22 protein-coding genes, 5 tRNA genes, 1 rRNA gene, 1 pseudogene and 1 other annotated feature are annotated in these 23,600 nt (G+C 54.8%); of the genes and pseudogenes, 22 read left to right on the forward strand and 7 right to left on the reverse strand.

What is annotated here, in order from left to right; genetic code table 11:
- The first annotated feature begins 243 nt into the window (after nucleotides 1-243).
- The 10 genes from csrA to luxS all read left to right on the forward strand — a co-directional run bounded on the left by csrA (nucleotide 244) and on the right by luxS (nucleotide 5,324).
- Nucleotides 244-429 (forward strand): carbon storage regulator CsrA, encoded by a 186-nt coding sequence (csrA, locus tag ABVR31_RS04720; RefSeq protein ID WP_058759760.1) that lies wholly within the window; start codon nucleotides 244-246, stop codon nucleotides 427-429.
- 307 nt (nucleotides 430-736) lie between these two features.
- Nucleotides 737-829 (forward strand) — tRNA-Ser (locus ABVR31_RS04725).
- A 9-nt stretch (nucleotides 830-838) separates the two neighbouring features.
- Nucleotides 839-915: transfer RNA gene (locus tag ABVR31_RS04730), tRNA-Arg, on the forward strand.
- Nucleotides 916-1,148: 233 nt separating this feature from the next.
- Nucleotides 1,149-1,225, forward strand: a tRNA-Arg gene (locus tag ABVR31_RS04735).
- A gap of 192 nt (nucleotides 1,226-1,417) precedes the next feature.
- Nucleotides 1,418-1,494: transfer RNA gene (locus ABVR31_RS04740), tRNA-Arg, on the forward strand.
- Nucleotides 1,495-1,549: 55 nt separating this feature from the next.
- Nucleotides 1,550-1,626 (forward strand) — tRNA-Arg (locus tag ABVR31_RS04745).
- A gap of 404 nt (nucleotides 1,627-2,030) precedes the next feature.
- A complete protein-coding gene (yqaB, locus tag ABVR31_RS04750; protein WP_058771641.1) occupies nucleotides 2,031-2,597 on the forward strand; it encodes a fructose-1-phosphate/6-phosphogluconate phosphatase in 567 nt (188 codons plus the stop codon).
- Nucleotides 2,594-3,022 carry a YqaA family protein gene (locus ABVR31_RS04755; RefSeq protein ID WP_088517867.1) on the forward strand — a complete coding sequence of 143 codons (429 nt, stop codon included), beginning with the start codon at nucleotides 2,594-2,596 and terminating at the stop codon, nucleotides 3,020-3,022. The genes yqaB and ABVR31_RS04755 overlap by 4 nt, the downstream gene beginning before the upstream one ends.
- 31 nt (nucleotides 3,023-3,053) lie before the next feature.
- A complete protein-coding gene (gshA, locus tag ABVR31_RS04760; RefSeq protein ID WP_372771923.1) occupies nucleotides 3,054-4,658 on the forward strand; it encodes a glutamate--cysteine ligase in 1,605 nt (534 codons plus the stop codon).
- A gap of 150 nt (nucleotides 4,659-4,808) precedes the next feature.
- Nucleotides 4,809-5,324 (forward strand): S-ribosylhomocysteine lyase, encoded by a 516-nt coding sequence (gene luxS, locus ABVR31_RS04765; protein ID WP_010617126.1) that lies wholly within the window; start codon nucleotides 4,809-4,811, stop codon nucleotides 5,322-5,324.
- 57 nt (nucleotides 5,325-5,381) lie between these two features.
- Here luxS and ABVR31_RS04770 read toward each other — a convergent pair whose 3' ends face one another.
- Nucleotides 5,382-6,668 (reverse strand): HlyC/CorC family transporter, encoded by a 1,287-nt coding sequence (locus ABVR31_RS04770; RefSeq protein ID WP_021507328.1) that lies wholly within the window; start codon nucleotides 6,666-6,668, stop codon nucleotides 5,382-5,384.
- 13 nt (nucleotides 6,669-6,681) lie between these two features.
- The gene (locus ABVR31_RS04775; protein ID WP_010617128.1) at nucleotides 6,682-7,476 is read right to left on the reverse strand and encodes an inner membrane protein YpjD; all 795 of its coding nucleotides are present in this window, start codon (nucleotides 7,474-7,476) and stop codon (nucleotides 6,682-6,684) included.
- 166 nt (nucleotides 7,477-7,642) lie between these two features.
- Between ABVR31_RS04775 and ffh the strand changes: the two are divergent.
- The 5 genes and pseudogenes from ffh to rplS all read left to right on the forward strand — a co-directional run bounded on the left by ffh (nucleotide 7,643) and on the right by rplS (nucleotide 11,154).
- Nucleotides 7,643-9,003: pseudogene (ffh, locus tag ABVR31_RS04780) on the forward strand (signal recognition particle protein).
- 142 nt (nucleotides 9,004-9,145) lie between these two features.
- Nucleotides 9,146-9,394: a 30S ribosomal protein S16 gene (rpsP, locus tag ABVR31_RS04785; protein ID WP_007893313.1), complete on the forward strand. Its 249-nt coding sequence runs from the start codon at nucleotides 9,146-9,148 to the stop codon at nucleotides 9,392-9,394.
- Nucleotides 9,395-9,412: 18 nt separating this feature from the next.
- Nucleotides 9,413-9,961, forward strand: a complete 549-nt coding sequence (gene rimM / locus ABVR31_RS04790; RefSeq protein ID WP_372771926.1) for a ribosome maturation factor RimM — start codon at nucleotides 9,413-9,415, stop codon at nucleotides 9,959-9,961.
- A 35-nt stretch (nucleotides 9,962-9,996) separates the two neighbouring features.
- The gene (gene trmD, locus ABVR31_RS04795; protein ID WP_021507325.1) at nucleotides 9,997-10,761 is read left to right on the forward strand and encodes a tRNA (guanosine(37)-N1)-methyltransferase TrmD; all 765 of its coding nucleotides are present in this window, start codon (nucleotides 9,997-9,999) and stop codon (nucleotides 10,759-10,761) included.
- A gap of 42 nt (nucleotides 10,762-10,803) precedes the next feature.
- On the forward strand, nucleotides 10,804-11,154 hold the full coding sequence (rplS, locus tag ABVR31_RS04800) for a 50S ribosomal protein L19 (protein ID WP_021507324.1): 351 nt from the start codon (nucleotides 10,804-10,806) through the stop codon (nucleotides 11,152-11,154).
- 57 nt (nucleotides 11,155-11,211) lie between these two features.
- Here rplS and ABVR31_RS04805 read toward each other — a convergent pair whose 3' ends face one another.
- Complete coding sequence (locus ABVR31_RS04805; protein WP_127834475.1) at nucleotides 11,212-11,733, reverse strand: GNAT family N-acetyltransferase; 522 nt, start codon at nucleotides 11,731-11,733, stop codon at nucleotides 11,212-11,214.
- Nucleotides 11,734-12,036: 303 nt separating this feature from the next.
- Between ABVR31_RS04805 and ABVR31_RS04810 the strand changes: the two genes are divergently transcribed.
- Together ABVR31_RS04810 and tyrA are read left to right on the forward strand one after the other, a co-directional pair.
- Nucleotides 12,037-13,116, forward strand: a complete 1,080-nt coding sequence (locus ABVR31_RS04810) for a 3-deoxy-7-phosphoheptulonate synthase (RefSeq protein ID WP_372771929.1) — start codon at nucleotides 12,037-12,039, stop codon at nucleotides 13,114-13,116.
- 6 nt (nucleotides 13,117-13,122) lie between these two features.
- Nucleotides 13,123-14,244, forward strand: a complete 1,122-nt coding sequence (tyrA, locus tag ABVR31_RS04815) for a bifunctional chorismate mutase/prephenate dehydrogenase (protein WP_021507321.1) — start codon at nucleotides 13,123-13,125, stop codon at nucleotides 14,242-14,244.
- Nucleotides 14,245-14,277: 33 nt separating this feature from the next.
- Here the strand turns inward: tyrA and pheA are convergent, their stop codons facing one another.
- From pheA to raiA, 3 genes are all read right to left on the reverse strand, one after another.
- Nucleotides 14,278-15,441, reverse strand: a complete 1,164-nt coding sequence (gene pheA / locus ABVR31_RS04820) for a bifunctional chorismate mutase/prephenate dehydratase (protein ID WP_021507320.1) — start codon at nucleotides 15,439-15,441, stop codon at nucleotides 14,278-14,280.
- A gap of 22 nt (nucleotides 15,442-15,463) precedes the next feature.
- Nucleotides 15,464-15,588 (reverse strand) — a sequence feature (Phe leader region).
- Complete coding sequence (pheL, locus tag ABVR31_RS04825) at nucleotides 15,540-15,587, reverse strand: pheA operon leader peptide PheL (protein ID WP_121497579.1); 48 nt, start codon at nucleotides 15,585-15,587, stop codon at nucleotides 15,540-15,542. It overlaps the preceding feature by 48 nt.
- 97 nt (nucleotides 15,589-15,685) lie before the next feature.
- The gene (raiA, locus tag ABVR31_RS04830) at nucleotides 15,686-16,012 is read right to left on the reverse strand and encodes a ribosome-associated translation inhibitor RaiA (RefSeq protein WP_021507319.1); all 327 of its coding nucleotides are present in this window, start codon (nucleotides 16,010-16,012) and stop codon (nucleotides 15,686-15,688) included.
- A gap of 64 nt (nucleotides 16,013-16,076) precedes the next feature.
- Here raiA and ABVR31_RS04835 point away from each other — a divergent pair, with 64 nt between their 5' ends.
- Nucleotides 16,077-16,304: a hypothetical protein gene (locus tag ABVR31_RS04835; protein ID WP_372771932.1), complete on the forward strand. Its 228-nt coding sequence runs from the start codon at nucleotides 16,077-16,079 to the stop codon at nucleotides 16,302-16,304.
- Here ABVR31_RS04835 and bamD read toward each other — a convergent pair.
- Nucleotides 16,279-17,013, reverse strand: a complete 735-nt coding sequence (bamD, locus tag ABVR31_RS04840; RefSeq protein ID WP_372771934.1) for an outer membrane protein assembly factor BamD — start codon at nucleotides 17,011-17,013, stop codon at nucleotides 16,279-16,281. The two genes, ABVR31_RS04835 and bamD, sit on opposite strands and share 26 nt — an antisense overlap.
- 129 nt (nucleotides 17,014-17,142) lie before the next feature.
- Between bamD and rluD the strand changes: the two genes are divergently transcribed.
- The 4 genes from rluD (at nucleotide 17,143) to ABVR31_RS04860 (ending at nucleotide 23,563) form a co-directional block, all read left to right on the forward strand.
- Nucleotides 17,143-18,123 (forward strand): 23S rRNA pseudouridine(1911/1915/1917) synthase RluD, encoded by a 981-nt coding sequence (rluD, locus tag ABVR31_RS04845; protein ID WP_372771936.1) that lies wholly within the window; start codon nucleotides 17,143-17,145, stop codon nucleotides 18,121-18,123.
- Nucleotides 18,120-18,848: a purine nucleoside phosphorylase YfiH gene (gene yfiH / locus ABVR31_RS04850; protein WP_372771938.1), complete on the forward strand. Its 729-nt coding sequence runs from the start codon at nucleotides 18,120-18,122 to the stop codon at nucleotides 18,846-18,848. The genes rluD and yfiH overlap by 4 nt, the downstream gene beginning before the upstream one ends.
- A gap of 125 nt (nucleotides 18,849-18,973) precedes the next feature.
- Nucleotides 18,974-21,547: an ATP-dependent chaperone ClpB gene (clpB, locus tag ABVR31_RS04855; protein WP_088517859.1), complete on the forward strand. Its 2,574-nt coding sequence runs from the start codon at nucleotides 18,974-18,976 to the stop codon at nucleotides 21,545-21,547.
- 474 nt (nucleotides 21,548-22,021) lie between these two features.
- Nucleotides 22,022-23,563, forward strand: a 16S ribosomal RNA gene (locus tag ABVR31_RS04860).
- Nucleotides 23,564-23,600: the final 37 nt, after the last annotated feature.

Raw genomic sequence — 23,600 nt, forward strand, 5'->3', positions numbered from 1 at the left:
AAAATTAAGCATCGTGAAGAGCGCCAGGAACATCTGTTTCGGCGCTTTTTAACGCGGTGTGCACCAGGTAATGACAAAGTCCGGTTGATGTAGTGTATTTCGGCTAAACTAACTATCAGCAGAATGTATTGGCATGGCAGAACACAATGGTGTATTTGTCATAGGCATTGTTCAGCGTTATATGATGGATATGGCCGGGAGACCGAACAGGCCCGACTCTTTTAATCTTTCAAGGAGCAAAGAATGCTTATTCTAACTCGTCGAGTTGGTGAAACCCTCATGATTGGTGATGAGGTAACTGTAACGGTGCTGGGTGTTAAGGGTAACCAGGTCCGCATAGGCGTAAACGCGCCAAAAGAAGTGTCGGTTCACCGTGAAGAGATCTATCAGCGCATCCAGGCTGAAAAAACACAGATTACACCTCAATAACGTATTCAGTGCCTCGCTATATGGCGAGGCGCTACCGCTTCTCTTCCTCCCGTCGTTGTTTTTATCCGTTCACGCTCTCCTGATTTTTCCGCGAATTATGTCGGCTGCTGCACGCTTTTACTGTTGATAAATCACTCTTTTTGTCGGCAAAACATGCGGATTGCACGTCATTTGCGCAATCAAACCTGAATCGGTAAAAAGTCGGGAAAAATTGTTTGACTTATAAGTCCGGGAAAGTAATATGTGCGCCACGCAGTGCCGATGAGCGGAAACAAAGTTCAAAAGCACGGTTCGCAAGAACGCGTAAGGTGAGGTGGCCGAGAGGCTGAAGGCGCTCCCCTGCTAAGGGAGTATGCGGTCAAAAGCTGCATCCGGGGTTCGAATCCCCGCCTCACCGCCATTTTCCGATGCATCCATAGCTCAGCTGGATAGAGTACTCGGCTACGAACCGAGCGGTCGGAGGTTCGAATCCTCCTGGATGCACCATCTTTTTCGGGATGGAAAGTGCCTCAGTGTGTCATGAAGCGATGAGCTTTCAGGGCGTACTAAGGAGGATAACGTTGCTTCAGCAACGGCCCGCAGGGTGAGGCGCAAGCCGAATAATCCTCCTGGATGCACCATCTTCGGATATGGTATTTACTTCAGAGTAGTAAGAGTGAACGAGCAGTTCCTTTCATGGTGAGTTGTTAGCACCCTGCGTTGTACAAGAATCATTTAATGCATCCATAGCTCAGCTGGATAGAGTACTCGGCTACGAACCGAGCGGTCGGAGGTTCGAATCCTCCTGGATGCACCATCTTCTCCGAGATGGAAAGTGCCTCAGTGTGTCATGATGCGATAATCGTTCAGGACGTGCTAAGGAGGATAACGTTGCTTTAGCAACGGCCCGTAGGGTGAGGCGCAAGCCGAATAATCCTCCTGGATGCACCATTCTTTGTATTATTCCCAGGTTGATTTCAGTTAGTCCATCGTAAGAAAATCTCTCAATGCATCCATAGCTCAGCTGGATAGAGTACTCGGCTACGAACCGAGCGGTCGGAGGTTCGAATCCTCCTGGATGCACCATTCTCTATGTTATTCTCAAGTCTGTTCAGTTTGTTCATCGAAAGAAAATCTCAATGCATCCATAGCTCAGCTGGATAGAGTACTCGGCTACGAACCGAGCGGTCGGAGGTTCGAATCCTCCTGGATGCACCATCTTCTGCAAGATTGATAGTGCCTCAGTGTGTCATGATGCGATAATCGTTCAGGACGTACTAAGGAGGATAACGTTGCTTCAGCAACGGCCCGCAGGGTGAGGCGCCAGCCGAATCATCCTCCTGGATGCACCATCTAATAAAAAGTAAACTGCCCTTGTGCGCTGTTCCGCTTCATTCCTGACCCGATTCAACATCCGCATTCCGAAAGATTTTCTCACGCGCCGTCTCCATAAAAAAATCACTGCATTTACCGCCATTTATCGCCGGTCGCGCGCTCTGACCTTATTCTGAAAACGAAAATTGCTAATGCTTTCAAAGCATTTGCGGTTAAGACTGCCTGGCGACAACCTGAGCGCATTACGCTAAAGTAATGGCTCATTTTGTGGTGTTAATGGAGTCACAATGTACGACCACTATGACGCCCTGATTTTCGATATGGACGGCACCATTCTTGATACCGAGCCGACACATCGAAAAGCCTGGCAGCAGGTGCTGAGCCGCTATGGTTTCACCATGGACGAAGCAAAGATGGTGGCATTCAACGGGGCACCCACCTGGCAACTGGCCCGCTACATTCTGGAACAGAATCAGGCACAGCACGATCCGCATCAGCTGGCGGCAGAGAAAACGGCGGCATTGAAAGCGATGCTGCTGGAAGACGTGCGTCCGCTGCCGCTGATGCAGGTGGTCAAAGCCTATCACGGTCGCCGTCCGATGGCGGTTGGCACCGGCAGCGAACACAGCTTAGCCAAAGCGCTGCTGGAAGCGCTCAACGTTTATCATCTGTTTGATGCGGTAGTCGGCGCGGACGATGTCCAGCGTCATAAGCCGCAGCCTGATACCTTCTTACGCTGTGCAGAGCTGATGGGCGTTGCGCCTGCGCGCTGCGTGGTATTCGAGGATGCTGACTTTGGCGTGCAGGCGGCTAAAGCGGCGGGCATGGATGTGGTTGATGTCCGTTTACTGTGAATGAATTTCTGACGTATGGATCGTTATTCGGCAGTAGCTTTCTGAGTGCAACGCTGCTTCCGGGCAGCTCAGAAGCGGTGCTGATTGCGTTATTGATCGCCCAGAAAGGGGCGGTCTATGGATTGTTACTGGCTGCATCAGTGGGAAACACGCTGGGCGGCCTGACCAACATTCTTCTTGGTCGCCTGATGCCAGCAACAGGGCAGGGGCGATGGCACGACACAGCAATGACGTGGCTACAACGATGGGGACCCGCAGCGCTGCTGTTTAGCTGGCTGCCAGTGGTGGGCGATTTACTCTGCGTGCTCGCAGGGTGGTTGCGCTTCTCCTGGCTGCCCTGCGTGCTGTTTCTCGCCCTGGGTAAAACGCTGCGTTATATCGTTATCGCGACCGCCACTTTACAAGGTATGCAATGGTGGCATTGATTCGCACAGATTCGAGGCTACGGTTAACATTATGCTGAACAAAAATAAATTATTCACACAGCGGGAGGTTAATGTGATCCCGGACGTATCAAAAGCGCTCTCCTGGCTGGAAGCGCATCCCGACGCGTTAAAGGGTATCGGCCGTGGCATTGAACGTGAAACACTTCGCGTCCAGCCGAATGGTCATCTGGCTAATACTGGCCACCCTGAATCGCTGGGTTCAGCGCTGAAGCACGACTGGATTACCACCGATTTTGCTGAAACGCTGCTGGAGTTCATCACCCCGGTGGATCAGAACATCGATCGCTCCCTGGCGTTTCTGCGCGACATCCACCGTCACGTGGCGCGCGAGCTGGGCGACGAGCGCATGTGGCCGTTCAGTATGCCGGGCTATGTTGAAGATGTGGACAACATTGAGCTGGCGCAGTACGGCAGCTCCAATATCGGCAAAATGAAAACCCTGTATCGTCAGGGGCTGAAAAATCGCTACAGCGCGCTGATGCAGATTATTTCTGGCGTGCACTATAACTTCTCGCTGCCGCTGTCGTTCTGGCAGGAGTGGGCGGATGTCAAAGACGCGGAGAGCGGCAAAGAGACCATCTCGGCGGGCTATCTGCGCCTGATTCGCAACTACTATCGCTACGGCTGGGTGATTCCTTACCTGTTTGGCGCTTCGCCAGCCATCTGCTCTTCCTTCCTGCAGGGACGGGAAAGTAAGCTGCCGTTCGAAACCAACGGCGAAGGAACATTGTGGCTGCCGTATGCCACGTCGCTGCGCCTGAGTGATTTGGGCTACACCAATAAATCACAAAGCGGGCTGGGCATTACCTTCAATTCGCTGGAAGGGTATGTCGCTGCGCTGAAAGCGGCGATCAAAACACCGTCTGCCGAATATGCGGCGATGGGCACCAAAGACGCGAAGGGCAACTGGCTGCAGCTCAATACCAACGTGCTGCAAATCGAGAACGAACTGTACGCACCGATTCGTCCAAAACGCGTGACCCGCTCGGGTGAGGCGCCGTCCGATGCGCTGCTGCGCGGCGGCATTGAGTACATTGAAGTGCGTTCGCTGGACATCAACCCGTTCTCTGCCATCGGTGTGGACGCCGATCAGGCGCGCTTCCTCGATCTGTTCCTGATTTGGTGTACGCTGGCCGATGCGCCGGAGATGAGCGCAGATGAGCTGCTGTGCAGCCGGAAAAACTGGAACCGCGTGGTGCTGGAAGGGCGCAAGCCGGGTCAGGTGATCGGCGTGGGCTGCAGTGATACGGAACATCTGCTGGTTGATGTCGGTAAAGCGCTGTTTGCCGATCTGCGCCGGGTGGCTGAAGTGCTGGATAGCAACGACGGCAGCACGCAATATCAACAGGTTTGCGATCAACTGGTAGCGTCGTTTGACGATCCTGAGCTAACCTATTCGGCGCGCATTCTGCAAGCCATTAAAGAGCAGGGGCTGACCGGAGCCGGCGTGGCGCTGGCCGAGCAGTATCGTCATCTGCTGTGCGAAGAGCCGCTGGAAATTCTCACCGAAGCCGATTTTAGCCGTCAGGCGCAGGAGTCGGTGCTGAAACAGCAGCAGCTGGAGCAGAGTGATACACTGGATTTTGCCAGCTATCTGGCAGGTCGCGAAGGCTAGAAAAGAAAATGGCCACATCACTGTGGCCTAAATTAACATCTCTGTTGTCAGGGATGATGATAACAAATGCGCGTCTTTCATATATTCAGACGTTGGGCGAACAGAAAAGTTTCATCGTTTTAAAAAAAATCTCAAAACAGGAGGTGACGTATGCCACTACTGGATAGTTTTACTGTTGATCACACCATCATGGGCGCGCCAGCGGTACGCGTGGCGAAGACCATGAACACTCCGCATGGCGATACCATCACCGTTTTCGATCTGCGTTTCTGCCGTCCGAACATCGACATCCTGACCGAACGCGGCATCCACACGCTGGAGCACCTGTTCGCGGGCTTCATGCGTAACCACCTCAACGGTGACGGCGTGGAAATCGTCGATATCTCACCGATGGGCTGCCGCACCGGCTTCTACATGAGCCTGATTGGTACGCCAGACGAGCAGCGCGTGGCAAAAGCGTGGAAAGGTGCGATGGAAGATGTGCTGAAGGTAAAAGATCAGAACCAGATTCCGGAACTGAACGAATACCAGTGCGGCAGCTACAAGCTGCACTCGCTGGACGAAGCGCAGCAGATTGCGCGCAACGTGCTGGCGCACGACATTGGCGTCAACCGTAACGAAGATCTGAAGCTGCCGGCTGAAAAGCTCAAAGAGCTGCAACTCTAGTTGCCGCTTCAGCCATAAAAAACGCCGCGATTATCGCGGCGTTTTGTTTTTATCGTCTCAGGAACCGATGGACGCTTTCAGCGGCTGATGCGGCGTGATGCGCACCTGCTTCACCATGTTGTCCTGCACATCAAGAATATCAATGTCGTAATGGCCAACCTGTACTTGCGTGTCCATCTGCGGGATCTCTTCCAGCGCTTCCAGCAGCATACCGTTGATGGTGCGCGCTTCCTCTTCCGGCAGCGTCCAGTTGAAGGCCTTATTGATTTCCCGCACGTTGGCGCTGCCTTCAATCAGCACCGAACCGTCGTTTTGCGGCATCACTTCTTCGGCCAGTGACGGTGACATAGAGGTGGTAAAGTCGCCGACGATCTCTTCCAGAATATCTTCGATGGTAACCAGTCCTTTGATGTCGCCGTACTCATCGATCACCAGCCCCACTTTCTTCTTATTGCGCTGGAATTTTACCAGCTGCACGTTAAGAGGCGTACCTTCCGGCACGTAGTAGATTTCATCGGCAGCGCGCAGCAGTCGCTCTTTATTGAACTCTTTTTTCTCGGCCATCATGCGCCACGCTTCGCGCACGCGCAGCATGCCGACGCTATCGTCCAGTGAGTCGCGGAACAGCACAATACGGCCATGCGGTGAGTTGCTGAGCTGACGCTCGATCGACTTCCACTCATCGTTGATATTGATGCCGACGATCTCATTGCGCGGCACCATGATGTCGTCAACGTTGACCTTTTCAAGGTCCAGCACCGACAGTAGCATGTCCTGGTTGCGGCGCGACATCAGCGAGCGGGACTCATACACGATGGTGCGCAGCTCTTCTTTGCTGAGGGCGGAGTTAATCGACCCTTCGGTCTTAATGCCCACCATGCGCATCAGAATGCGGGTAATGGTATTGAGCAGCCACACCAGCGGCAGCATCACGTACTGCAGCGGCGCCAGCAGAAAACTGCTGGGATACGCGACTTTTTCCGGATAGAGCGCCGCGACGGTTTTAGGCAGCACTTCGGCAAACACCAGCACCACGAAGGTCAGCACGCCAGTGGCGATGGCCACGCCGGCATCGCCGTACAGGCGCATACCGACAATGGTGCCGAGCGCCGAGGCGAGAATATTCACGAGGTTGTTGCCGATCAGCACCAGGCTAATCAGACGGTCGGGGCGACGCAGCAGTTTCTCAACGCGACGCGCGCTGCGGTTGCCGCTTTTGGCTTTGTGGCGCAGTTTGTAGCGGTTGAGCGTCATCATGCCGGTCTCTGAACCCGAGAAGTAGGCCGAGACCAGTACCATAATGATCAGCGTGATAATGAGCGTGGTGGTTGAAACATGTTCCAACGCAAAAATTCCTTTAGTGAGAGGTGAGCAGGTGCTGCAGAACGCGGCTGCCGAAATAGGCCATGGTCAGCAGCAGCGCACCGCCGCAGTTGAACCACACCACACGGCGACCGCGCCAGCCTTCATGATAGTGGCCCCACAGCAGCACGATGTAGACAAACCAGGCGATAATCGACAGCACCGCTTTATCAATGTTTTCCGGGCTGAACAGGTTATTCATAAAGAACAGGCCGGTGCACAACACCAGCGTCAGCAATACCACGCCAATCTGCGTGATGTGGAACATCTTACGCTCGATGCTGAGCAGCGGCGGCATATCCTGGGTGAACGTCAGCTTTTTGTTCTTTAACTGATAGTCGATCCACGCCAGCTGCAGCGCATACAGCGCCGCGATGATCAGCGTGGCATAGGCAAACAGCGACAGACCGATGTGCACCATCATGCCAGGCGTGGTCTCAAGATGGGTGATAAAGGCGTTTGGCACAAAGGTGGCGAAGGCCAGATTGATCAGCGCAAAACTGTAAACAATCGGCAGCAGCAGCCAGCCGCGATTGCGCGACGCGACGATAGTCATGATGGCGCAGATGAGCAAACTGACCAGCGAACCAATATTCAGCAGGCTAAGGTTTTGTCCATTATCGACGGCAAATATGCGTTGTTGCAGCGCTACCGCATGGGCAATCAGCGCCACGCAGGCGGATAACACGGCAAAACGCCGCCAGCCGCTGTTGCGTTTCAGCAGGCTCGGAATGATCAATGCAAGACTGAGAGAGTAGGCGAACAGCGCCACGATCGCGAAAACGAACATAGATCCTTTCAGGTGTCGGTCAGATAAGGAAAAAAGCAGTATAGCGCCAGCGGCAGCAGGCTCCAAACGATCTCACGGTCAATTGCAGAGATCGGCCTGGCTTCGTGTTATAATCCGCCGCATTGTGTCGCCCTGGCGGCCTCGCTACGCTATTAAGTGAGAGAGCATGTTTGATAATTTAACCGATCGTTTGTCGCAAACCCTGCGCAATATCAGTGGCCGCGGAAGGCTGACCGAAGACAACATCAAAGATACGCTGCGCGAAGTGCGTATGGCGCTGCTGGAGGCGGACGTTGCGCTGCCGGTAGTGCGCGATTTCATCAACCGCGTGAAAGAAGCCGCGGTGGGGCAGGATGTAAACAAAAGCCTGACGCCGGGTCAGGAGTTTATCAAAATCGTGCGCAACGAACTGGTTGCGGCGATGGGGGCCGAAAATAACGCGCTGAACCTCAATGCTCAGCCGCCGGCCGTGGTGCTGATGGCGGGCCTGCAGGGTGCCGGTAAAACCACCAGCGTCGGTAAGCTCGGTAAATTCCTGCGCGAAAAGCACAAGAAAAAGGTGCTGGTGGTGTCTGCGGACGTCTACCGCCCGGCGGCGATCAAACAGCTGGAAACCCTGGCGCAGCAGGTCGGTGTGGATTTCTGTCCGTCCGACCTCAGCCAGAAGCCGGTGGATATCGTTAACAACGCGCTGAAAGAAGCGCGTCTGCAGTTCTACGATGTGCTGCTGGTGGATACCGCTGGCCGTCTGCACGTTGACGAAGCGATGATGGATGAGATCAAACAGGTGCACGCCGCGATCAATCCGGTTGAAACGCTGTTTGTCGTCGATGCCATGACCGGTCAGGATGCCGCCAACACCGCGAAAGCGTTCAACGAAGCGCTGCCGCTCACCGGTGTGATCCTGACCAAAGTGGACGGCGATGCGCGCGGCGGTGCGGCGCTGTCGATTCGTCACATCACTGGCAAGCCAATCAAATTTATGGGGATGGGTGAGAAGACCGATGCGCTGGAGGCGTTTATCCGGACCGTATCGCGTCGCGCATTCTCGGCATGGGCGACGTGCTGTCGCTGATTGAAGATATCGAGAGCAAAGTTGACCGCGAGCAGGCGGAAAAGCTGGCGAAGAAGCTGAAAACCGGCGACGGTTTCGATCTCAACGACTTCCTGGAGCAGCTTAAGCAGATGCGCAACATGGGCGGCATGGCCAGCCTGATGGGCAAACTACCGGGCATGGGCCAGCTGCCGGATAACGTTAAATCGCAGATGGATGACAAAGTGCTGGTGCGCATGGAAGCCATCATCAATTCGATGACGCGCAAAGAGCGTGAGAAGCCAGAGATCATCAAAGGTTCGCGCAAGCGCCGTATCGCTACAGGTTCCGGTATGCAGGTGCAGGACGTCAACCGACTGCTGAAGCAGTTTGATGATATGCAGCGCATGATGAAGAAAATGAAGAAGGGCGGCATGGCCAAAATGATGCGTGGCATGAAAGGCATGATGCCGCCAGGATTCCCCGGCCGCTAAGGCGACACAGCCCGAACCAGAAAAGTGAGACACTCAGGTTGCTTTTTGCGCCAAAATGAGTAAAATTTTCGGGCTTTTTATATTGCACCCGGGCCCCGTTCCTCGATGGGGCCCGGTTGTTTTATTAACTAAAGAGGATGTTATGGTAACCATTCGTTTGGCACGTCACGGCGCTAAAAAGCGTCCGTTCTATCAGGTCGTCGTCACTGACAGCCGCAATGCTCGCAACGGTCGTTTCATCGAGCGCGTAGGTTTCTTCAACCCGATCGCTTCTGGTCAGGCTGAAGGCCTGCGTCTGGATCTGGACCGTATTGAGCACTGGGTTGGCCAGGGCGCAACGCTTTCTGATCGCGTTAACGCGCTGATCAAAGAAGCAAAAAAAGCAGCTTAATCTGTCACGGTGGTGAGCATGAGCAGTAAACCTGCCGCACAGCCTCCCGTTAACCCAATCATTCTGGGCAAAATGGGTGCCGCTTACGGAATTCGGGGTTGGCTCAAAGTGTTTTCCTCCACTGAAGACGCTGAAAGCATCTTCGACTATCAACCCTGGTTTATCCAGCGCGCCGGTCAATGGCAGCAGGTCGAGCTTGAGGGTTGGAAGCACCACAATCAGGACCTGATCATCAAAGTCAAAGGCATTGACGATCGGGACGCTGCGACACAGTTGACCAATTGCGAAATTACGGTTGACTCCACGCAGCTGCCGGCGCTGGAAGAGGGCGATTACTACTGGAAAGACCTGATGGGTTGCAAAGTGGTAAACCTCGACGGCTACGAGATGGGCAAAGTCATTGATTTGATGGAGACCGGCTCGAACGACGTTCTCGTCGTAAAGGCAAACCTGAAAGATGCATTCGGTGTACAGGAGCGGTTAATACCGTTTCTTGATGAACAGGTTATCAAGAAAGTCGATCTCGCTACTGGCACCATTGAAGTAGACTGGGATCCTGGTTTTTGATCTCCGGACAATCCGGTAACGTAACGGCGAACGCGATGTGGATTGGTGTTATTAGCCTGTTTCCAGAGATGTTTCGCGCTATTACCGAGTACGGGGTAACTGGCCGGGCAGTAAAAAATGGCCTGCTCAACATAGAGAGCTGGAGTCCACGTGACTTCACGCACGACCGGCACCGTACCGTGGACGATCGTCCTTACGGCGGCGGACCGGGGATGTTGATGATGGTGCAACCCTTACGGGATGCTATCCACGCAGCGAAAGCGGCGGCGGGAGAAGGCGCTAAGGTGATTTATCTTTCACCTCAGGGTCGCAAACTTGACCAGCAAGGTGTTTGCGAACTGGCGACCAGTCAGAAGTTAATTCTGGTTTGCGGTCGTTATGAAGGGATAGATGAGCGTGTGATTCACACTGAGATTGATGAAGAATGGTCAATCGGTGATTACGTGCTCAGTGGCGGTGAGCTGCCAGCAATGACGTTAATTGACTCGGTCGCCCGGTTTATTCCTGGCGTGCTGGGGAAACAGGCGTCAGCCGATGAGGATTCGTTCTCGGAAGGTTTGCTGGATTGCCCGCACTATACCCGACCTGAAGTGTTAGAAGGGATGGAGGTTCCGCCAGTTCTGCTGTCGGGCAACCATGCCGATATTCGCCGCTGGCGCCTGAAACAGTCGCTGGGCCGTACCTGGCTAAGAAGACCTGAACTTCTGGAAAACCTGGCTCTGACTGAAGAGCAAGCAAGGTTGCTAAGTGAGTTCCAGCGGGAACATCAGCAGCAACAAAACGATGAGGTGGAAGAGTAATCTTCCCTGACTATCAGTTTACCCAGGATAAGAGATTTAATTATGAGCAACATTATCAAGCAACTTGAACAAGAGCAGATGAAACAGGACGTACCTTCCTTCCGTCCGGGTGATTCCGTGGAAGTGAAAGTATGGGTCGTTGAAGGTTCTAAGAAACGTCTGCAGGCATTCGAGGGCGTGGTTATCGCTATTCGTAACCGCGGTCTGCACTCTGCATTCACTGTTCGCAAGATTTCTAACGGCGAAGGCGTTGAGCGTGTCTTCCAGACTCACTCTCCGGTAATTGACAGCATTACTGTCAAACGTCGTGGTGCTGTGCGTAAAGCCAAACTGTACTACCTGCGTGAGCGTACCGGTAAGTCAGCTCGTATCAAAGAGCGTCTTGGCGCGTAAGCGACATCCCAAAGTTAATAGCAAACAAGGGGTTGGCCATAAGGCCAGCCCCTTTTTTTATGGGCGTCTGAGGTGATAGATCGCCGTGTTGACCGGACCGCTCTCCAGCACAATCAACCCGTAGCGGTAATCCACAAACGAGAAGCCGCTGCGCAGGGCCACGGCGCGGCTGGCGTGATTCTCTTCTGCAGCAAGAATCTCCAGCACAGTTATGTGTGGCTGGGCGAACGCCAGATTCACCAGCTGTGCCACCGCCCGGCGGGCAACGCCCTGTTGCTGCGCCTCGCTGCGAACCCAGTAGCCCAGCGCGCTGAACTCGCCGGGCTGGCGCGCATAACGTAAGCCAGCACCGCCCAGCAATCGATCGTTGCCATCGACAATCGCGAACTCTTCAGCTTCACCCTTTTGACGCTGCAGATGGGTGAAATTGATCCAGCTCACGGCTTCATCGACGCTGTAATCTGTGTGTGCCCATACCATCCACGGCAGCAGGCTGTTCAGAGACTGATTAACGGCATGCGTAAACGCTTCAGCATCCTGCAGAATAAAGGGACGCAGGGCGACTTCAGGGATGGACATAGAGCGATCCTGAACTAATTAAATGGATAACAGCATGTTAGCGATATCGTAAGGAAAAAACATCTGGCCTGGCCAGATGGGTGTAATTATAACTTTACATAGGTGTTTGATGGGTCTTACAGACCATCATGTTGTTAAATGCATGATTTATATATTTTAAATTACTTTTATTTTGTGGTTCAAAAGGGGGTGGTAATAAAAGTGTACATGCATGGATTGCATGATTTACATGATGTGGTAAAGTAAGCGTCATCCTCAGTGAGGATCGTAAAACCGCATAACGAGTGAAAAAGGATCGCCATCATGCAAAAAGACGCGCTGAACAATGTGCATATCGCCGACGAACAGATTTTAATTACGCCACAGGAACTGAAAGCGAAGTTCCCGCTGACTGCGGCGCAGGAAGCGCAAATTGCCGCTTCCCGCCAGACCATCGCGGATATCATCGCGGGTCGCGATCCGCGTCTGCTGGTGGTGTGCGGTCCCTGCTCGATCCACGATTCCGAAGCCGCACTGGATTACGCTCGTCAGTTACAAACACTCTCTGCACAGTTGAAGGATCAGCTGTATATCGTTATGCGCGTCTATTTTGAAAAACCCCGTACCACCGTCGGCTGGAAAGGGTTAATCAACGATCCTTACATGAACAACTCGTTTGATATGGAAGCCGGCCTGCACATTGCGCGTCAGCTGCTGGTCAATCTTGTGGAAATGGGCCTGCCGCTGGCCACCGAAGCGCTCGACCCCAATAGCCCGCAATACCTCGGCGATCTGTTTAGCTGGTCGGCGATTGGGGCGCGTACCACCGAATCGCAGACGCACCGTGAAATGGCGTCTGGCCTGTCGATGCCGGTGGGTTTCAAAAACGGCACCGATGGCAGCCTCGGCACCGCAATCAACGCCATGCGCGCCGCCGCGATGCCGCACCGCTTTGTCGGCATTAACCAGGCCGGTCAGGTGTGCCTGCTGCAAACCCAGGGCAACCCGGACGGTCACGTGATTCTGCGCGGCGGCAAAGCGCCAAACTACGGCCCGGAAGATGTCGCGCAGTGCGAAAAAGAGATGCTGAAAGCGGGACTGCGTCCGGCCTTAATGATAGATTGCAGCCATGGCAATTCTAACAAAGACTATCGCCGTCAGCCTGGCGTAGCCGAATCGGCTATCGCGCAGATTAAAGATGGAAACCGCTCCATCATTGGCCTGATGCTGGAAAGTAATATTCACGAAGGCAACCAGTCTTCTGAGCAACCGCGTAGCGAGATGAAGTACGGGGTTTCCGTCACTGATGCCTGCATCAACTGGGAAACCACTGAAACTTTGCTGCGTGAAATCCATCAGGATCTGCAGGGAGTGCTGTCGGCGCGTCTGTCACACGAGGTGTAATGAGTCATGGTGGCTGAACTGACCGCGCTGCGCGATCAAATTGATGAAGTAGATAAAGCCCTGCTGGGGCTGCTGGCGAAACGACTGGCGCTGGTGGCCGAAGTCGGCGAAGTCAAAAGCCGCTACGGTTTACCTATTTATGTGCCTGAGCGCGAGGCCAGTATGCTGGCTTCGCGTCGTCAGGAAGCGGAAGCGCTCGGCGTGTCGCCGGACCTGATCGAAGATGTACTGCGTCGTCTGATGCGTGAATCCTATGCGCATGAAAATGACAAAGGCTTCAAAACGCTGTGTCCTGAACTGCGTCCGGTGGTGATTGTCGGCGGCGGCGGTCAGATGGGACGTCTGTTCGAGAAGATGCTGACGCTCTCCGGTTATCAGGTGCGTATTCTCGATAAAGATGACTGGCCGCGCGCGGATGAACTGCTGCACGATGCGGGCATGGTGATCATCAGCGTGCCGATCCATCTGACCGAACAGATCATTGCCGATCTGCCAGCGCTGCCTGATGACTGCATTCTGGTGGATCTGGCGTCGGTGAAGAACCGTCCGCTGCAGGCGATGCTGGCGGCACACAGCGGTCCGGTACTGGGACTGCATCCGATGTTCGGTCCGGACAGCGGCAGCCTGGCGAAGCAGGTGGTGGTATGGTGCGATGGCCGTCAGCCGGAAGCCTATCAGTGGTTCCTGGAGCAGATTCAGGTGTGGGGCGCGCGCTTACACCGCATCAGTGCGGTTGAGCACGATCAGAACATGGCGTTCATTCAGGCGCTGCGCCACTTCGCCACGTTTGCTTATGGTTTGCATCTGGCGGAAGAGAACGTCAATCTGGATCAACTGCTGGCGCTGTCCTCGCCTATCTATCGCCTCGAACTGGCGATGGTGGGGCGGCTGTTTGCGCAGGACCCGCAGCTGTACGCCGACATTATCATGTCGTCGGAAAGTAATCTGGCGCTGATTAAACGCTACTATCAGCGTTTTGGTGAAGCCATCACGCTGCTGGAGCAGGGCGATAAACAGGCGTTCATCAACAGCTTTGAGCGTGTGGAACACTGGTTTGGTGACTACGCGAAACGCTTCCTTGTCGAGAGCCGCAGCATGCTGCGCTCCGCCAACGACAGTCGCCAGTAATGATTAAGGCATCCGCGAGGATGCCTTTTTGATTTACAGACGCGGTTCTACCGGTACCACGTTCTCACCGGGATAACAGCCCAGCACCTTCAGTGAACGCGTGAGCGCGCGCAGTTCTTCCAGCGCCTGCTGCATGTTCTCCGACTGCAGATTGCCCTGCACATCAATGTAAAACATCTCTTCCCAAGGGTTACCATTGATTGGCCGGTTTTCCAGCTTGCTCATGATCAGATTGTGATTACGCAACACCAGCAGTGCTTCAACCAGCGCGCCGGCCTGCTGGCCCGTCGCCATAATCAGCGTGGTTTTGGCCGGCACCTGGCTGGAGACTTCAATCGGTTTACGCGCGAGCACAATGAAGCGGGTATGGTTCTGCTGCTGATTCGCCAGGTTGCGCTCCAGCACTTGCAGACCATACAGCTCACCGCCGGCTTCACTGCCCAGCGCGGCCACGTGCGGCGAGTTCATCGCGGCTACTTTCTCCATCGCCGCCGCCGTGCTCTCGGTATATTCGATTTTCCACTGCGGGAAGCGGTTGATGAACTGGCTGCACTGCTGGAACGGCTGCGGATGGCTATACACGGTTTCAATCTGCTGCAAATCGGTATTACCGCTGACCAGCACGCAGTGTTCGATAGGAATGGTCAGCTCGCCGACGATCGACAGCGACGTTTGCTGCAGCAGATCGTATACATCATTGATCGAGCCGGAACTGGTGTTCTCAATCGGCATCACCGCGTAATCCGCCTGACCGCTTTCAACCTGCTGAATGATGTCGTGGAATTTCAGACACCCCATTTCCACCATCGAATCGAAGTGGCGCGTGGCGTATTTACGGGCGGCAAGGTGCGAATAGGAGCCTTTTGGGCCGAGGAAGGCGATGCGCGGCGCGTGCGCATGTGGATGATTCAGGTTTTTCTGCAGCAGCGCCTGCTGGGTCAGCACCGAATCCTCAATCACTAACTGAAACAGGCGCGTGATGTAGTGCGCATCCAGCTGATGTTTTTTACCCAGCGCGATGAGGTTTTCCAGCAGGGCGCGTTCGCGCTCGACGTCACGAATCGGGCGATGGGTGGCCAGCTTAGCCTGCGCTACCTCAACGGCCAGCGCGCGCCGTTCAGCCAGCAGCGTTAACAGCCTGGCATCGACGGCGCTGATCTTATCGCGTAACGCCAGCAGCGGATTCTCGGGATTCATAGGGCTCACCTGTAAAATGTCCAATAAAAAAGCCTCCCGGTTGGGAGGCTTTGTTGTTCGTCTTCGCATTCATTTTCACACGACGAATCGCCTCCCAATCAGGGGAAGGTAAAAAAGAATGCGAAGAAGAACGGCAGCAGTTTCATGATCAATTCCGGCAATAAAGTGGACTGAGAGTAACCGCACAGCTTAAAAGCTGTCAATAAAAAACGCGCCCGCAGGCGCGTTGCTGAATAGCGATAAATTACCCGGCAGGGGTGAAATCTTTAACACTGCTGGTGGCGCGCCGTGCTTCAGGCTTGTGCTGTGCTTTATTTAGCTGGCGCTCCAGCTTGGCGATCAGGTCATTGATGGCCGTATACATATCATCGTGTTTCGCGCTGGCGACCAGCGTGCCGTTTGGTGTGTTAATGGTGGCATCGGCCACAAATTCTTTCGGCTCTTTCGATAACACAATGTGCGGATTTATCAGGTGGGTTTGCCATTTTTCCAGCTTGGCGAGACGGTCTTCGACATGGTTGCGGATAGCCGCAGTGATTTCCATTTGTTTGCTGGTAATGTTCAGAATCATAGTTAAACCTCTCTGTCATTTCCGTCTGGGTAGGACCAGCATACCGCGCAAATCAGGAAAATGTGTGATCTGGATCACATTGGAATGTCACTTTTTGTCAATGCCAGCGAATTGTGAGAAAGGCCGGGAAAAGGGCGAAAAAAGCTTGATGCACAGCGGGGATAGGGGCAAGATTGATGAGTTAACCGTAGCGGAAAAATCCGTTTCAGACGGTTTTCTGACCAAAAAAAGCAGCCACAGCGGCTGCTTTTTTAATGGCACGAAAATCAGGACGCGCTATTCGCCGCAATGATTTTCGCGACTTTGTCGGCTTCCGTCGTCAGCTGCAGCTGGCGATAGGCATTTTCCATCAACGGCAGCGCGTCACGCGTGGCCTGGGTGTCCGGATAATCGCGCATCATACCTTCAACCCGATTAACAACGGCGACATAGGCACCGCGCTTGGTATAGAATTGCGCCACGGAGAGCTCATACTTCGCCAGGCGATCTTTCAGGAACGTCAGACGTTTCTGCGCATCTGCCGCGTACTGGCTGTTCGGATAGCCGCGCAGTAGCTGAGAGAAGTCACGGAATGCATCACGCGCATGGGTAGGATCGCGGTCGGAACGATCGATCCCGAAGAAGCCCTGCAGCGCGGAATCATCCAGTGCCATGTCCGTCAGGCCCTTCATATAGATCACGTAATCAATGTTAGGGTGCGTCGGGTTCAGGCGCATAAAGCGGGAAATGGCGGCTTGCGCCAGTGGCAGATCGGCATTTTTGTAGTACGCGTAGATCAAATCCAGCTGCACTTGCTGCGAGTAAGGACCAAACGGATAACGGTTATCCAGCGCTTCCAGTTGCTTAATCGCCGCTTTAAAGTTACCGTCCTGCAGCTTTTGCTGCGCTGTGGCGTAAATTTCAGACGGCGGGCTGTCCGGGACCGGGTCCGATGAGCCGGAACAGCCCACCAGTGCCAGGCTCAGTGTGGCAGCAGCCACCAGATGTTTCATACGCGTCATGACGAAATGATTATCCTCAAAGTGTTATGGCGGAAGCTGTCCGTATAGCTCCCGGTAATGACCAGTACGATAGCACATTATATTAAACGGCATCGCCGTGAAAACCCAACGTTAACGAAGAAGCTGTATATGGCACAACAAGTTCAACTCACCGCAACGGTGTCCGAAGCACAGCTTGGACAACGCTTAGATCAGACTTTGGCGGAATTGTTCCCTGATTATTCACGTTCCCGCATAAAAGAGTGGATCCTTGAGCGTCGGGTCAGCGTCAACGGCACCATCATCGATAAACCGAAAGAGAAAGTACTCGGCGGTGAGCGGGTGGCGATTGATGCCGAGATCGAAGAGGAGCAGCGCTGGGAAGCGCAAAATATTCCGCTGGATATTGTTTATGAAGATGACCACATCCTGGTGATCAACAAACCGCGCGACTTAGTGGTCCACCCTGGCGCCGGTAATCCGGACGGCACGGTACTGAATGCGCTGCTTTATCACTATCCGGCGATTGCCGACGTGCCGCGCGCCGGCATCGTGCACCGTCTGGATAAAGATACCACCGGACTGATGGTGGTGGCCAAAACGGTACCAGCGCAGACGCATCTGGTTGAAACGCTGCAGCTGCGTGAAATCACCCGTGAATATGAAGCGGTGGCGATTGGCACCATGACCGCCGGCGGTACGGTGAATGAGCCGATGGCGCGTCACTCTACCAAGCGTACCCACATGGCGGTGCATCCGATGGGTAAACCGGCCACCACGCACTATCGCATCATGGAGCATTTCCGCGCCCATACGCGCTTACGCCTGCGCCTGGAAACCGGCCGTACTCACCAGATTCGCGTGCACATGGCGCACATTAATCATCCGCTGGTGGGCGATCCGCTGTACGGTGGTCGTCCGCGTCCGCCAAAGGGCGCTTCTGAGGCTTTTATCAGTACGCTGCGCGGTTTTGACCGCCAGGCGCTGCACGCCACTATGCTGCGTCTTTATCATCCGATCACCGGGATTGAGATGGAGTGGCACGCGTCATTGCCGCAGGACATGGTTGATCTGATTGAGGCACTGAAAGCCGATACCGACGAGTTCCGCGATCAGCTGGACTGGCTATGAGTGACTGGATCGTGCCGCAGTGGCCAGCGCCGGCGCGCGTGCAGGCTTATTCGACCACGCGGCACGGCGGCGTTAGCACTGCGCCATGGGATTCCCTCAACCTTGGCGCGCACGTCGGGGACGAGGCGGATTGCGTGATGCACAATCGTCAGCGCGTGGTCGAGCAACTGGCGCTACCGGCGATGCCGCAGTGGCTGGAGCAGGTACACGGCCAGACGGTGGCGCGTCTGCCGGCGGCTGCGGCCGTGCCGCGTGCCGATGCGGTGATAACGCGGGAAAGCGGCGTCGTGTGTGCAGTGATGACCGCCGACTGCCTGCCGGTGCTGTTTTGCAGCCATGATGGCAGCGAAGTTGCCGCGGCACATGCCGGCTGGCGCGGGTTGTGTCATGGGGTGCTGGAGCAGACGCTGGCACAGTTTCACTGCCCGGAGAGCGAGATTCATGCCTGGCTCGGTCCGGCGATTGGTCCGCAGGCATTTGAAGTGGGGGCCGAGGTGCGCAGTGCGTTCCTGGCGCAGGATGCCGCTGCCGATGCGGCTTTTCGCCCGGCCGGTGAGAAATATTTTGCCGATATCTGGCTGCTGGCAACCCAGCGTCTGCAGGCCGCTGGCGTGCGATCTGTCACGGCTGACGCGCGCTGCACCTATCAGGAAAGCGCCGATTTTTTCTCCTTCCGACGCGACGGAATCACCGGGCGTATGGCAACTTTGATTTGGCTGAGATAACCTTACGCCGCAAGACGATCCAGTAAGCGTATTTTTTGCTCACAACTCAGGTCATTAACCTTGAAAATTTGAGGGATGACCTCATTTAATCTCCAGTAGCATTTTGACCTGTAATGGGAGGAATCATGCGTCTGGATCGTCTTACCAACAAATTCCAGTTGGCCCTGGCCGATGCACAGTCCCTTGCTCTGGGACACGATAATCAATTCATCGAACCCCTGCACCTGATGAGCGCGCTGCTCAACCAGGAGGGTGGATCGGTACGTCCGCTGCTCAGCGCGGCGGGGGCGGATGTCGCTAGCCTGCGTACCAGCATCGAACAAGCCATCAATCGTTTGCCACAGGTCGAAGGGACCGACGGCGACGTTCAGCCATCAGCGGATTTGGTCCGTGTACTGAATCTGTGCGACAAGCTGGCGCAAAAGCGCGGCGACAACTTTATTTCATCTGAATTATTTGTTCTGGCGGCCCTCGAATCGCGCGGCTCGCTGGCGGACTTACTGAAGTCTGCCGGTGCCACGGCGGACAAACTCGCTAAGGCCATCGAGCAACTGCGGGGAGGGGAAAACGTGAACGATCAGGGGGCTGAAGATCAGCGCCAGGCTTTGAAAAAATACACCATCGATCTGACGGAGCGCGCTGAGCTCGGCAAGTTAGATCCGGTTATCGGGCGTGACGAAGAGATTCGCCGCACCATTCAGGTATTGCAGCGCCGTACCAAAAACAACCCGGTGCTTATCGGTGAACCGGGCGTCGGTAAAACCGCCATCGTTGAAGGGCTGGCGCAGCGCATCATTAACGGCGAAGTGCCGGAAGGGCTGAAAGGCCGGCGCGTACTGGCGCTGGATATGGGCGCGCTGGTGGCCGGCGCGAAATATCGCGGCGAGTTTGAAGAGCGCCTGAAAGGCGTACTGAACGACCTCGCCAAGCAGGAAGGCAACGTCATTCTGTTTATCGATGAGCTGCATACCATGGTCGGCGCAGGCAAAGCCGACGGCGCGATGGATGCCGGCAACATGCTGAAGCCGGCGCTGGCACGCGGTGAACTGCACTGCGTGGGTGCCACCACGCTGGATGAATATCGCCAGTACATTGAGAAGGATGCCGCGCTGGAGCGCCGTTTCCAGAAAGTGTTCGTCGCCGAACCGAGCGTGGAAGACACCATCGCCATTCTGCGTGGCCTGAAAGAGCGTTATGAGCTGCATCACCATGTGCAAATTACCGATCCGGCGATTGTCGCTGCGGCAACGTTGTCGCACCGCTATATTGCCGATCGCCAGTTGCCGGACAAAGCCATCGACCTGATTGATGAGGCGGCGTCGAGTATTCGTTTGCAGATTGACTCCAAGCCGGAACCGCTCGATCGTCTCGAACGGCGTATCATCCAGCTCAAACTGGAGCAGCAGGCGCTGAAGAAAGAATCGGATGATGCCAGCGTTAAGCGTCTGGAGATGCTGGAAAGCGAGCTGGATCAGAAAGAGCGCGAATATGCTGAGCTCGAAGAAGAGTGGAAAGCGGAAAAAGCCTCGCTGACCGGCACGCAAAACATCAAAGCCGAGCTGGAGCAGGCGCGTCTGGCTATGGAGCAGGCTCGGCGTGTGGGTGACCTTGGCCAGATGTCGGAACTGCAATACGGCAAAATTCCGGAGCTGGAAAAACAGCTGGCAAGCGCCACGCAGGCTGAAGGTAAAACCATGAAGCTGTTACGCAACCGCGTAACGGATGTCGAGATCGCCGATGTGCTGGCGCGCTGGACCGGTATTCCGGTGGCCCGCATGATGGAAGGCGAGCGCGATAAACTGTTGCGGATGGAGCAGGAGCTGCATGCCCGGGTTATCGGCCAGGACGAAGCGGTTGAAGCGGTATCGAACGCCATTCGCCGTAGCCGCGCGGGCTTGTCTGACCCGAACCGGCCAATCGGATCGTTCCTGTTTCTTGGACCGACCGGTGTCGGTAAAACCGAGTTGTGTAAGGCGCTGGCTAATTTTCTGTTCGATAGCGACGACGCGATGGTGCGTATCGATATGTCGGAATTCATGGAGAAACATTCGGTGTCGCGTCTGGTCGGGGCACCTCCGGGCTACGTTGGTTATGAAGAGGGCGGTTACCTGACAGAGGCGGTGCGTCGTCGCCCTTATTCGGTGATTTTGCTGGATGAGGTGGAAAAAGCGCATCCGGATGTATTCAACATTCTGCTGCAGGTACTGGACGACGGGCGTCTGACCGATGGTCAGGGGCGCACCGTGGACTTCCGCAATACCGTGGTGATCATGACATCTAACCTCGGTTCGGATCTGATTCAGGAACGTTTCGGCGCGCTTGATTACGCGGAAATGAAAGATGTGGTGATGACGGTCGTCGGACACCATTTCCGTCCGGAGTTTATCAACCGTATTGATGAGGTGGTGGTATTCCATCCGCTGGGTGAAAAACATATTGCCTCGATTGCGCAGATTCAGCTGCAGCGGCTGTATCAGCGTCTGGAAGAGCGCGGTTATCAGCTGCACATTTCCGACGCGGCGCTGAAACTGCTGGGCGAAAATGGTTACGATCCGGTTTACGGCGCGCGGCCATTGAAACGGGCCATCCAGCAGCAGATTGAAAACCCGCTGGCGCAGAAGATTTTGTCTGGCGCGCTGGTTCCGGGAAAAACCATCGAAATGGATGTGCAGGACGATGCCATCGTCGCGCACCAATAACGCAACGTGACAAAAACGGGCCTCAGGGCCCGTTTTTTTATGCTGTTTCGCAAGAATCAGCTGGTTTTTGCAACGTGTTGCCTGGAAAGTGAGCGGTCGCACAAAAACTGCAAATTAGCGCTTGTCAGGCGAAACGAAGTCCCTATAATGCGCCACCACTGAGACGGCAAAGCGGCAACGCAGGCGGCTCAGCAGGGCGTGAAGCGATTCACCCCGCCGGAGAAAAACGCTGAAAAAAAAGTGTTTGACTCTGAGGGAGGAAAGCGTAATATACGCCACCTCGCGACAGCAGGCCGAACGCCGCGTCGCACCGCTCTTTAACAATTTATCAGACAATCTGTGTGGGCACTCGCAGGATTGATATCAGCGTCTCCGGACGTAAAAAATATCAAGTCTTTGCTGAGTGAACACGTAATTCATTACGAAGTTTAATTCACAGAGCATCGCTGCACTGGTTGCAGCAAATCAAACTTTAAATTGAAGAGTTTGATCATGGCTCAGATTGAACGCTGGCGGCAGGCCTAACACATGCAAGTCGAACGGCAGCACAGAAGAGCTTGCTCTTTGGGTGGCGAGTGGCGGACGGGTGAGTAATGTCTGGGAAACTGCCCGATGGAGGGGGATAACTACTGGAAACGGTAGCTAATACCGCATAACGTCGCAAGACCAAAGTGGGGGACCTTCGGGCCTCACACCATCGGATGTGCCCAGATGGGATTAGCTAGTAGGTGGGGTAATGGCTCACCTAGGCGACGATCCCTAGCTGGTCTGAGAGGATGACCAGCCACACTGGAACTGAGACACGGTCCAGACTCCTACGGGAGGCAGCAGTGGGGAATATTGCACAATGGGCGCAAGCCTGATGCAGCCATGCCGCGTGTATGAAGAAGGCCTTCGGGTTGTAAAGTACTTTCAGCGGGGAGGAAGGCGGTGAGGTTAATAACCTCGCCGATTGACGTTACCCGCAGAAGAAGCACCGGCTAACTCCGTGCCAGCAGCCGCGGTAATACGGAGGGTGCAAGCGTTAATCGGAATTACTGGGCGTAAAGCGCACGCAGGCGGTCTGTTAAGTCAGATGTGAAATCCCCGGGCTTAACCTGGGAACTGCATTTGAAACTGGCAGGCTTGAGTCTCGTAGAGGGGGGTAGAATTCCAGGTGTAGCGGTGAAATGCGTAGAGATCTGGAGGAATACCGGTGGCGAAGGCGGCCCCCTGGACGAAGACTGACGCTCAGGTGCGAAAGCGTGGGGAGCAAACAGGATTAGATACCCTGGTAGTCCACGCCGTAAACGATGTCGACTTGGAGGTTGTGCCCTTGAGGCGTGGCTTCCGGAGCTAACGCGTTAAGTCGACCGCCTGGGGAGTACGGCCGCAAGGTTAAAACTCAAATGAATTGACGGGGGCCCGCACAAGCGGTGGAGCATGTGGTTTAATTCGATGCAACGCGAAGAACCTTACCTGGCCTTGACATCCAGAGAACTTAGCAGAGATGCTTTGGTGCCTTCGGGAACTCTGAGACAGGTGCTGCATGGCTGTCGTCAGCTCGTGTTGTGAAATGTTGGGTTAAGTCCCGCAACGAGCGCAACCCTTATCCTTTGTTGCCAGCGGCTCGGCCGGGAACTCAAAGGAGACTGCCGGTGATAAACCGGAGGAAGGTGGGGATGACGTCAAGTCATCATGGCCCTTACGGCCAGGGCTACACACGTGCTACAATGGCGCATACAAAGAGAAGCGACCTCGCGAGAGCAAGCGGACCTCATAAAGTGCGTCGTAGTCCGGATTGGAGTCTGCAACTCGACTCCATGAAGTCGGAATCGCTAGTAATCGTAGATCAGAATGCTACGGTGAATACGTTCCCGGGCCTTGTACACACCGCCCGTCACACCATGGGAGTGGGTTGCAAAAGAAGTAGGTAGCTTAACCTTCGGGAGGGCGCTTACCACTTTGTGATTCATGACTGGGGTGAAGTCGTAACAAGGTAACCGTAGGGGAACCTGCGGTTGGATCACCTCCTTACCTGAAGATACCTTCCCGCGAAGTGCTCACACAGATT

It is taken from the genome of Pantoea sp. WEP, assembly GCF_041678305.1.
GTDB classification, from domain to species: Bacteria; Pseudomonadota; Gammaproteobacteria; order Enterobacterales; family Enterobacteriaceae; genus Pantoea; species Pantoea dispersa.

Excerpts from the sequence above, each read along its gene's own strand:
- trmD (WP_021507325.1), top strand. The coding sequence starts at position 9,997 with ATGTGGATTGGTGTTATTAGCCTGTTTCCAGAGATGTTTCGCGCTATT.
- rluD (WP_372771936.1), top strand. The coding sequence starts at position 17,143 with ATGGCACAACAAGTTCAACTCACCGCAACGGTGTCCGAAGCACAGCTT.
- yqaB (WP_058771641.1), top strand. The coding sequence starts at position 2,031 with ATGTACGACCACTATGACGCCCTGATTTTCGATATGGACGGCACCATT.
- rplS (WP_021507324.1), top strand. The coding sequence starts at position 10,804 with ATGAGCAACATTATCAAGCAACTTGAACAAGAGCAGATGAAACAGGAC.
- ABVR31_RS04805 (WP_127834475.1), bottom strand. The coding sequence starts at position 11,733 with ATGTCCATCCCTGAAGTCGCCCTGCGTCCCTTTATTCTGCAGGATGCT.
- csrA (WP_058759760.1), top strand. The coding sequence starts at position 244 with ATGCTTATTCTAACTCGTCGAGTTGGTGAAACCCTCATGATTGGTGAT.
- gshA (WP_372771923.1), top strand. The coding sequence starts at position 3,054 with ATGCTGAACAAAAATAAATTATTCACACAGCGGGAGGTTAATGTGATC.
- ABVR31_RS04775 (WP_010617128.1), bottom strand. The coding sequence starts at position 7,476 with ATGTTCGTTTTCGCGATCGTGGCGCTGTTCGCCTACTCTCTCAGTCTT.
- rimM (WP_372771926.1), top strand. The coding sequence starts at position 9,413 with ATGAGCAGTAAACCTGCCGCACAGCCTCCCGTTAACCCAATCATTCTG.
- tyrA (WP_021507321.1), top strand. The coding sequence starts at position 13,123 with ATGGTGGCTGAACTGACCGCGCTGCGCGATCAAATTGATGAAGTAGAT.
- pheA (WP_021507320.1), bottom strand. The coding sequence starts at position 15,441 with ATGAATCCCGAGAATCCGCTGCTGGCGTTACGCGATAAGATCAGCGCC.
- raiA (WP_021507319.1), bottom strand. The coding sequence starts at position 16,012 with ATGATTCTGAACATTACCAGCAAACAAATGGAAATCACTGCGGCTATC.
- yfiH (WP_372771938.1), top strand. The coding sequence starts at position 18,120 with ATGAGTGACTGGATCGTGCCGCAGTGGCCAGCGCCGGCGCGCGTGCAG.
- clpB (WP_088517859.1), top strand. The coding sequence starts at position 18,974 with ATGCGTCTGGATCGTCTTACCAACAAATTCCAGTTGGCCCTGGCCGAT.
- luxS (WP_010617126.1), top strand. The coding sequence starts at position 4,809 with ATGCCACTACTGGATAGTTTTACTGTTGATCACACCATCATGGGCGCG.
- rpsP (WP_007893313.1), top strand. The coding sequence starts at position 9,146 with ATGGTAACCATTCGTTTGGCACGTCACGGCGCTAAAAAGCGTCCGTTC.
- bamD (WP_372771934.1), bottom strand. The coding sequence starts at position 17,013 with ATGACGCGTATGAAACATCTGGTGGCTGCTGCCACACTGAGCCTGGCA.
- ABVR31_RS04810 (WP_372771929.1), top strand. The coding sequence starts at position 12,037 with ATGCAAAAAGACGCGCTGAACAATGTGCATATCGCCGACGAACAGATT.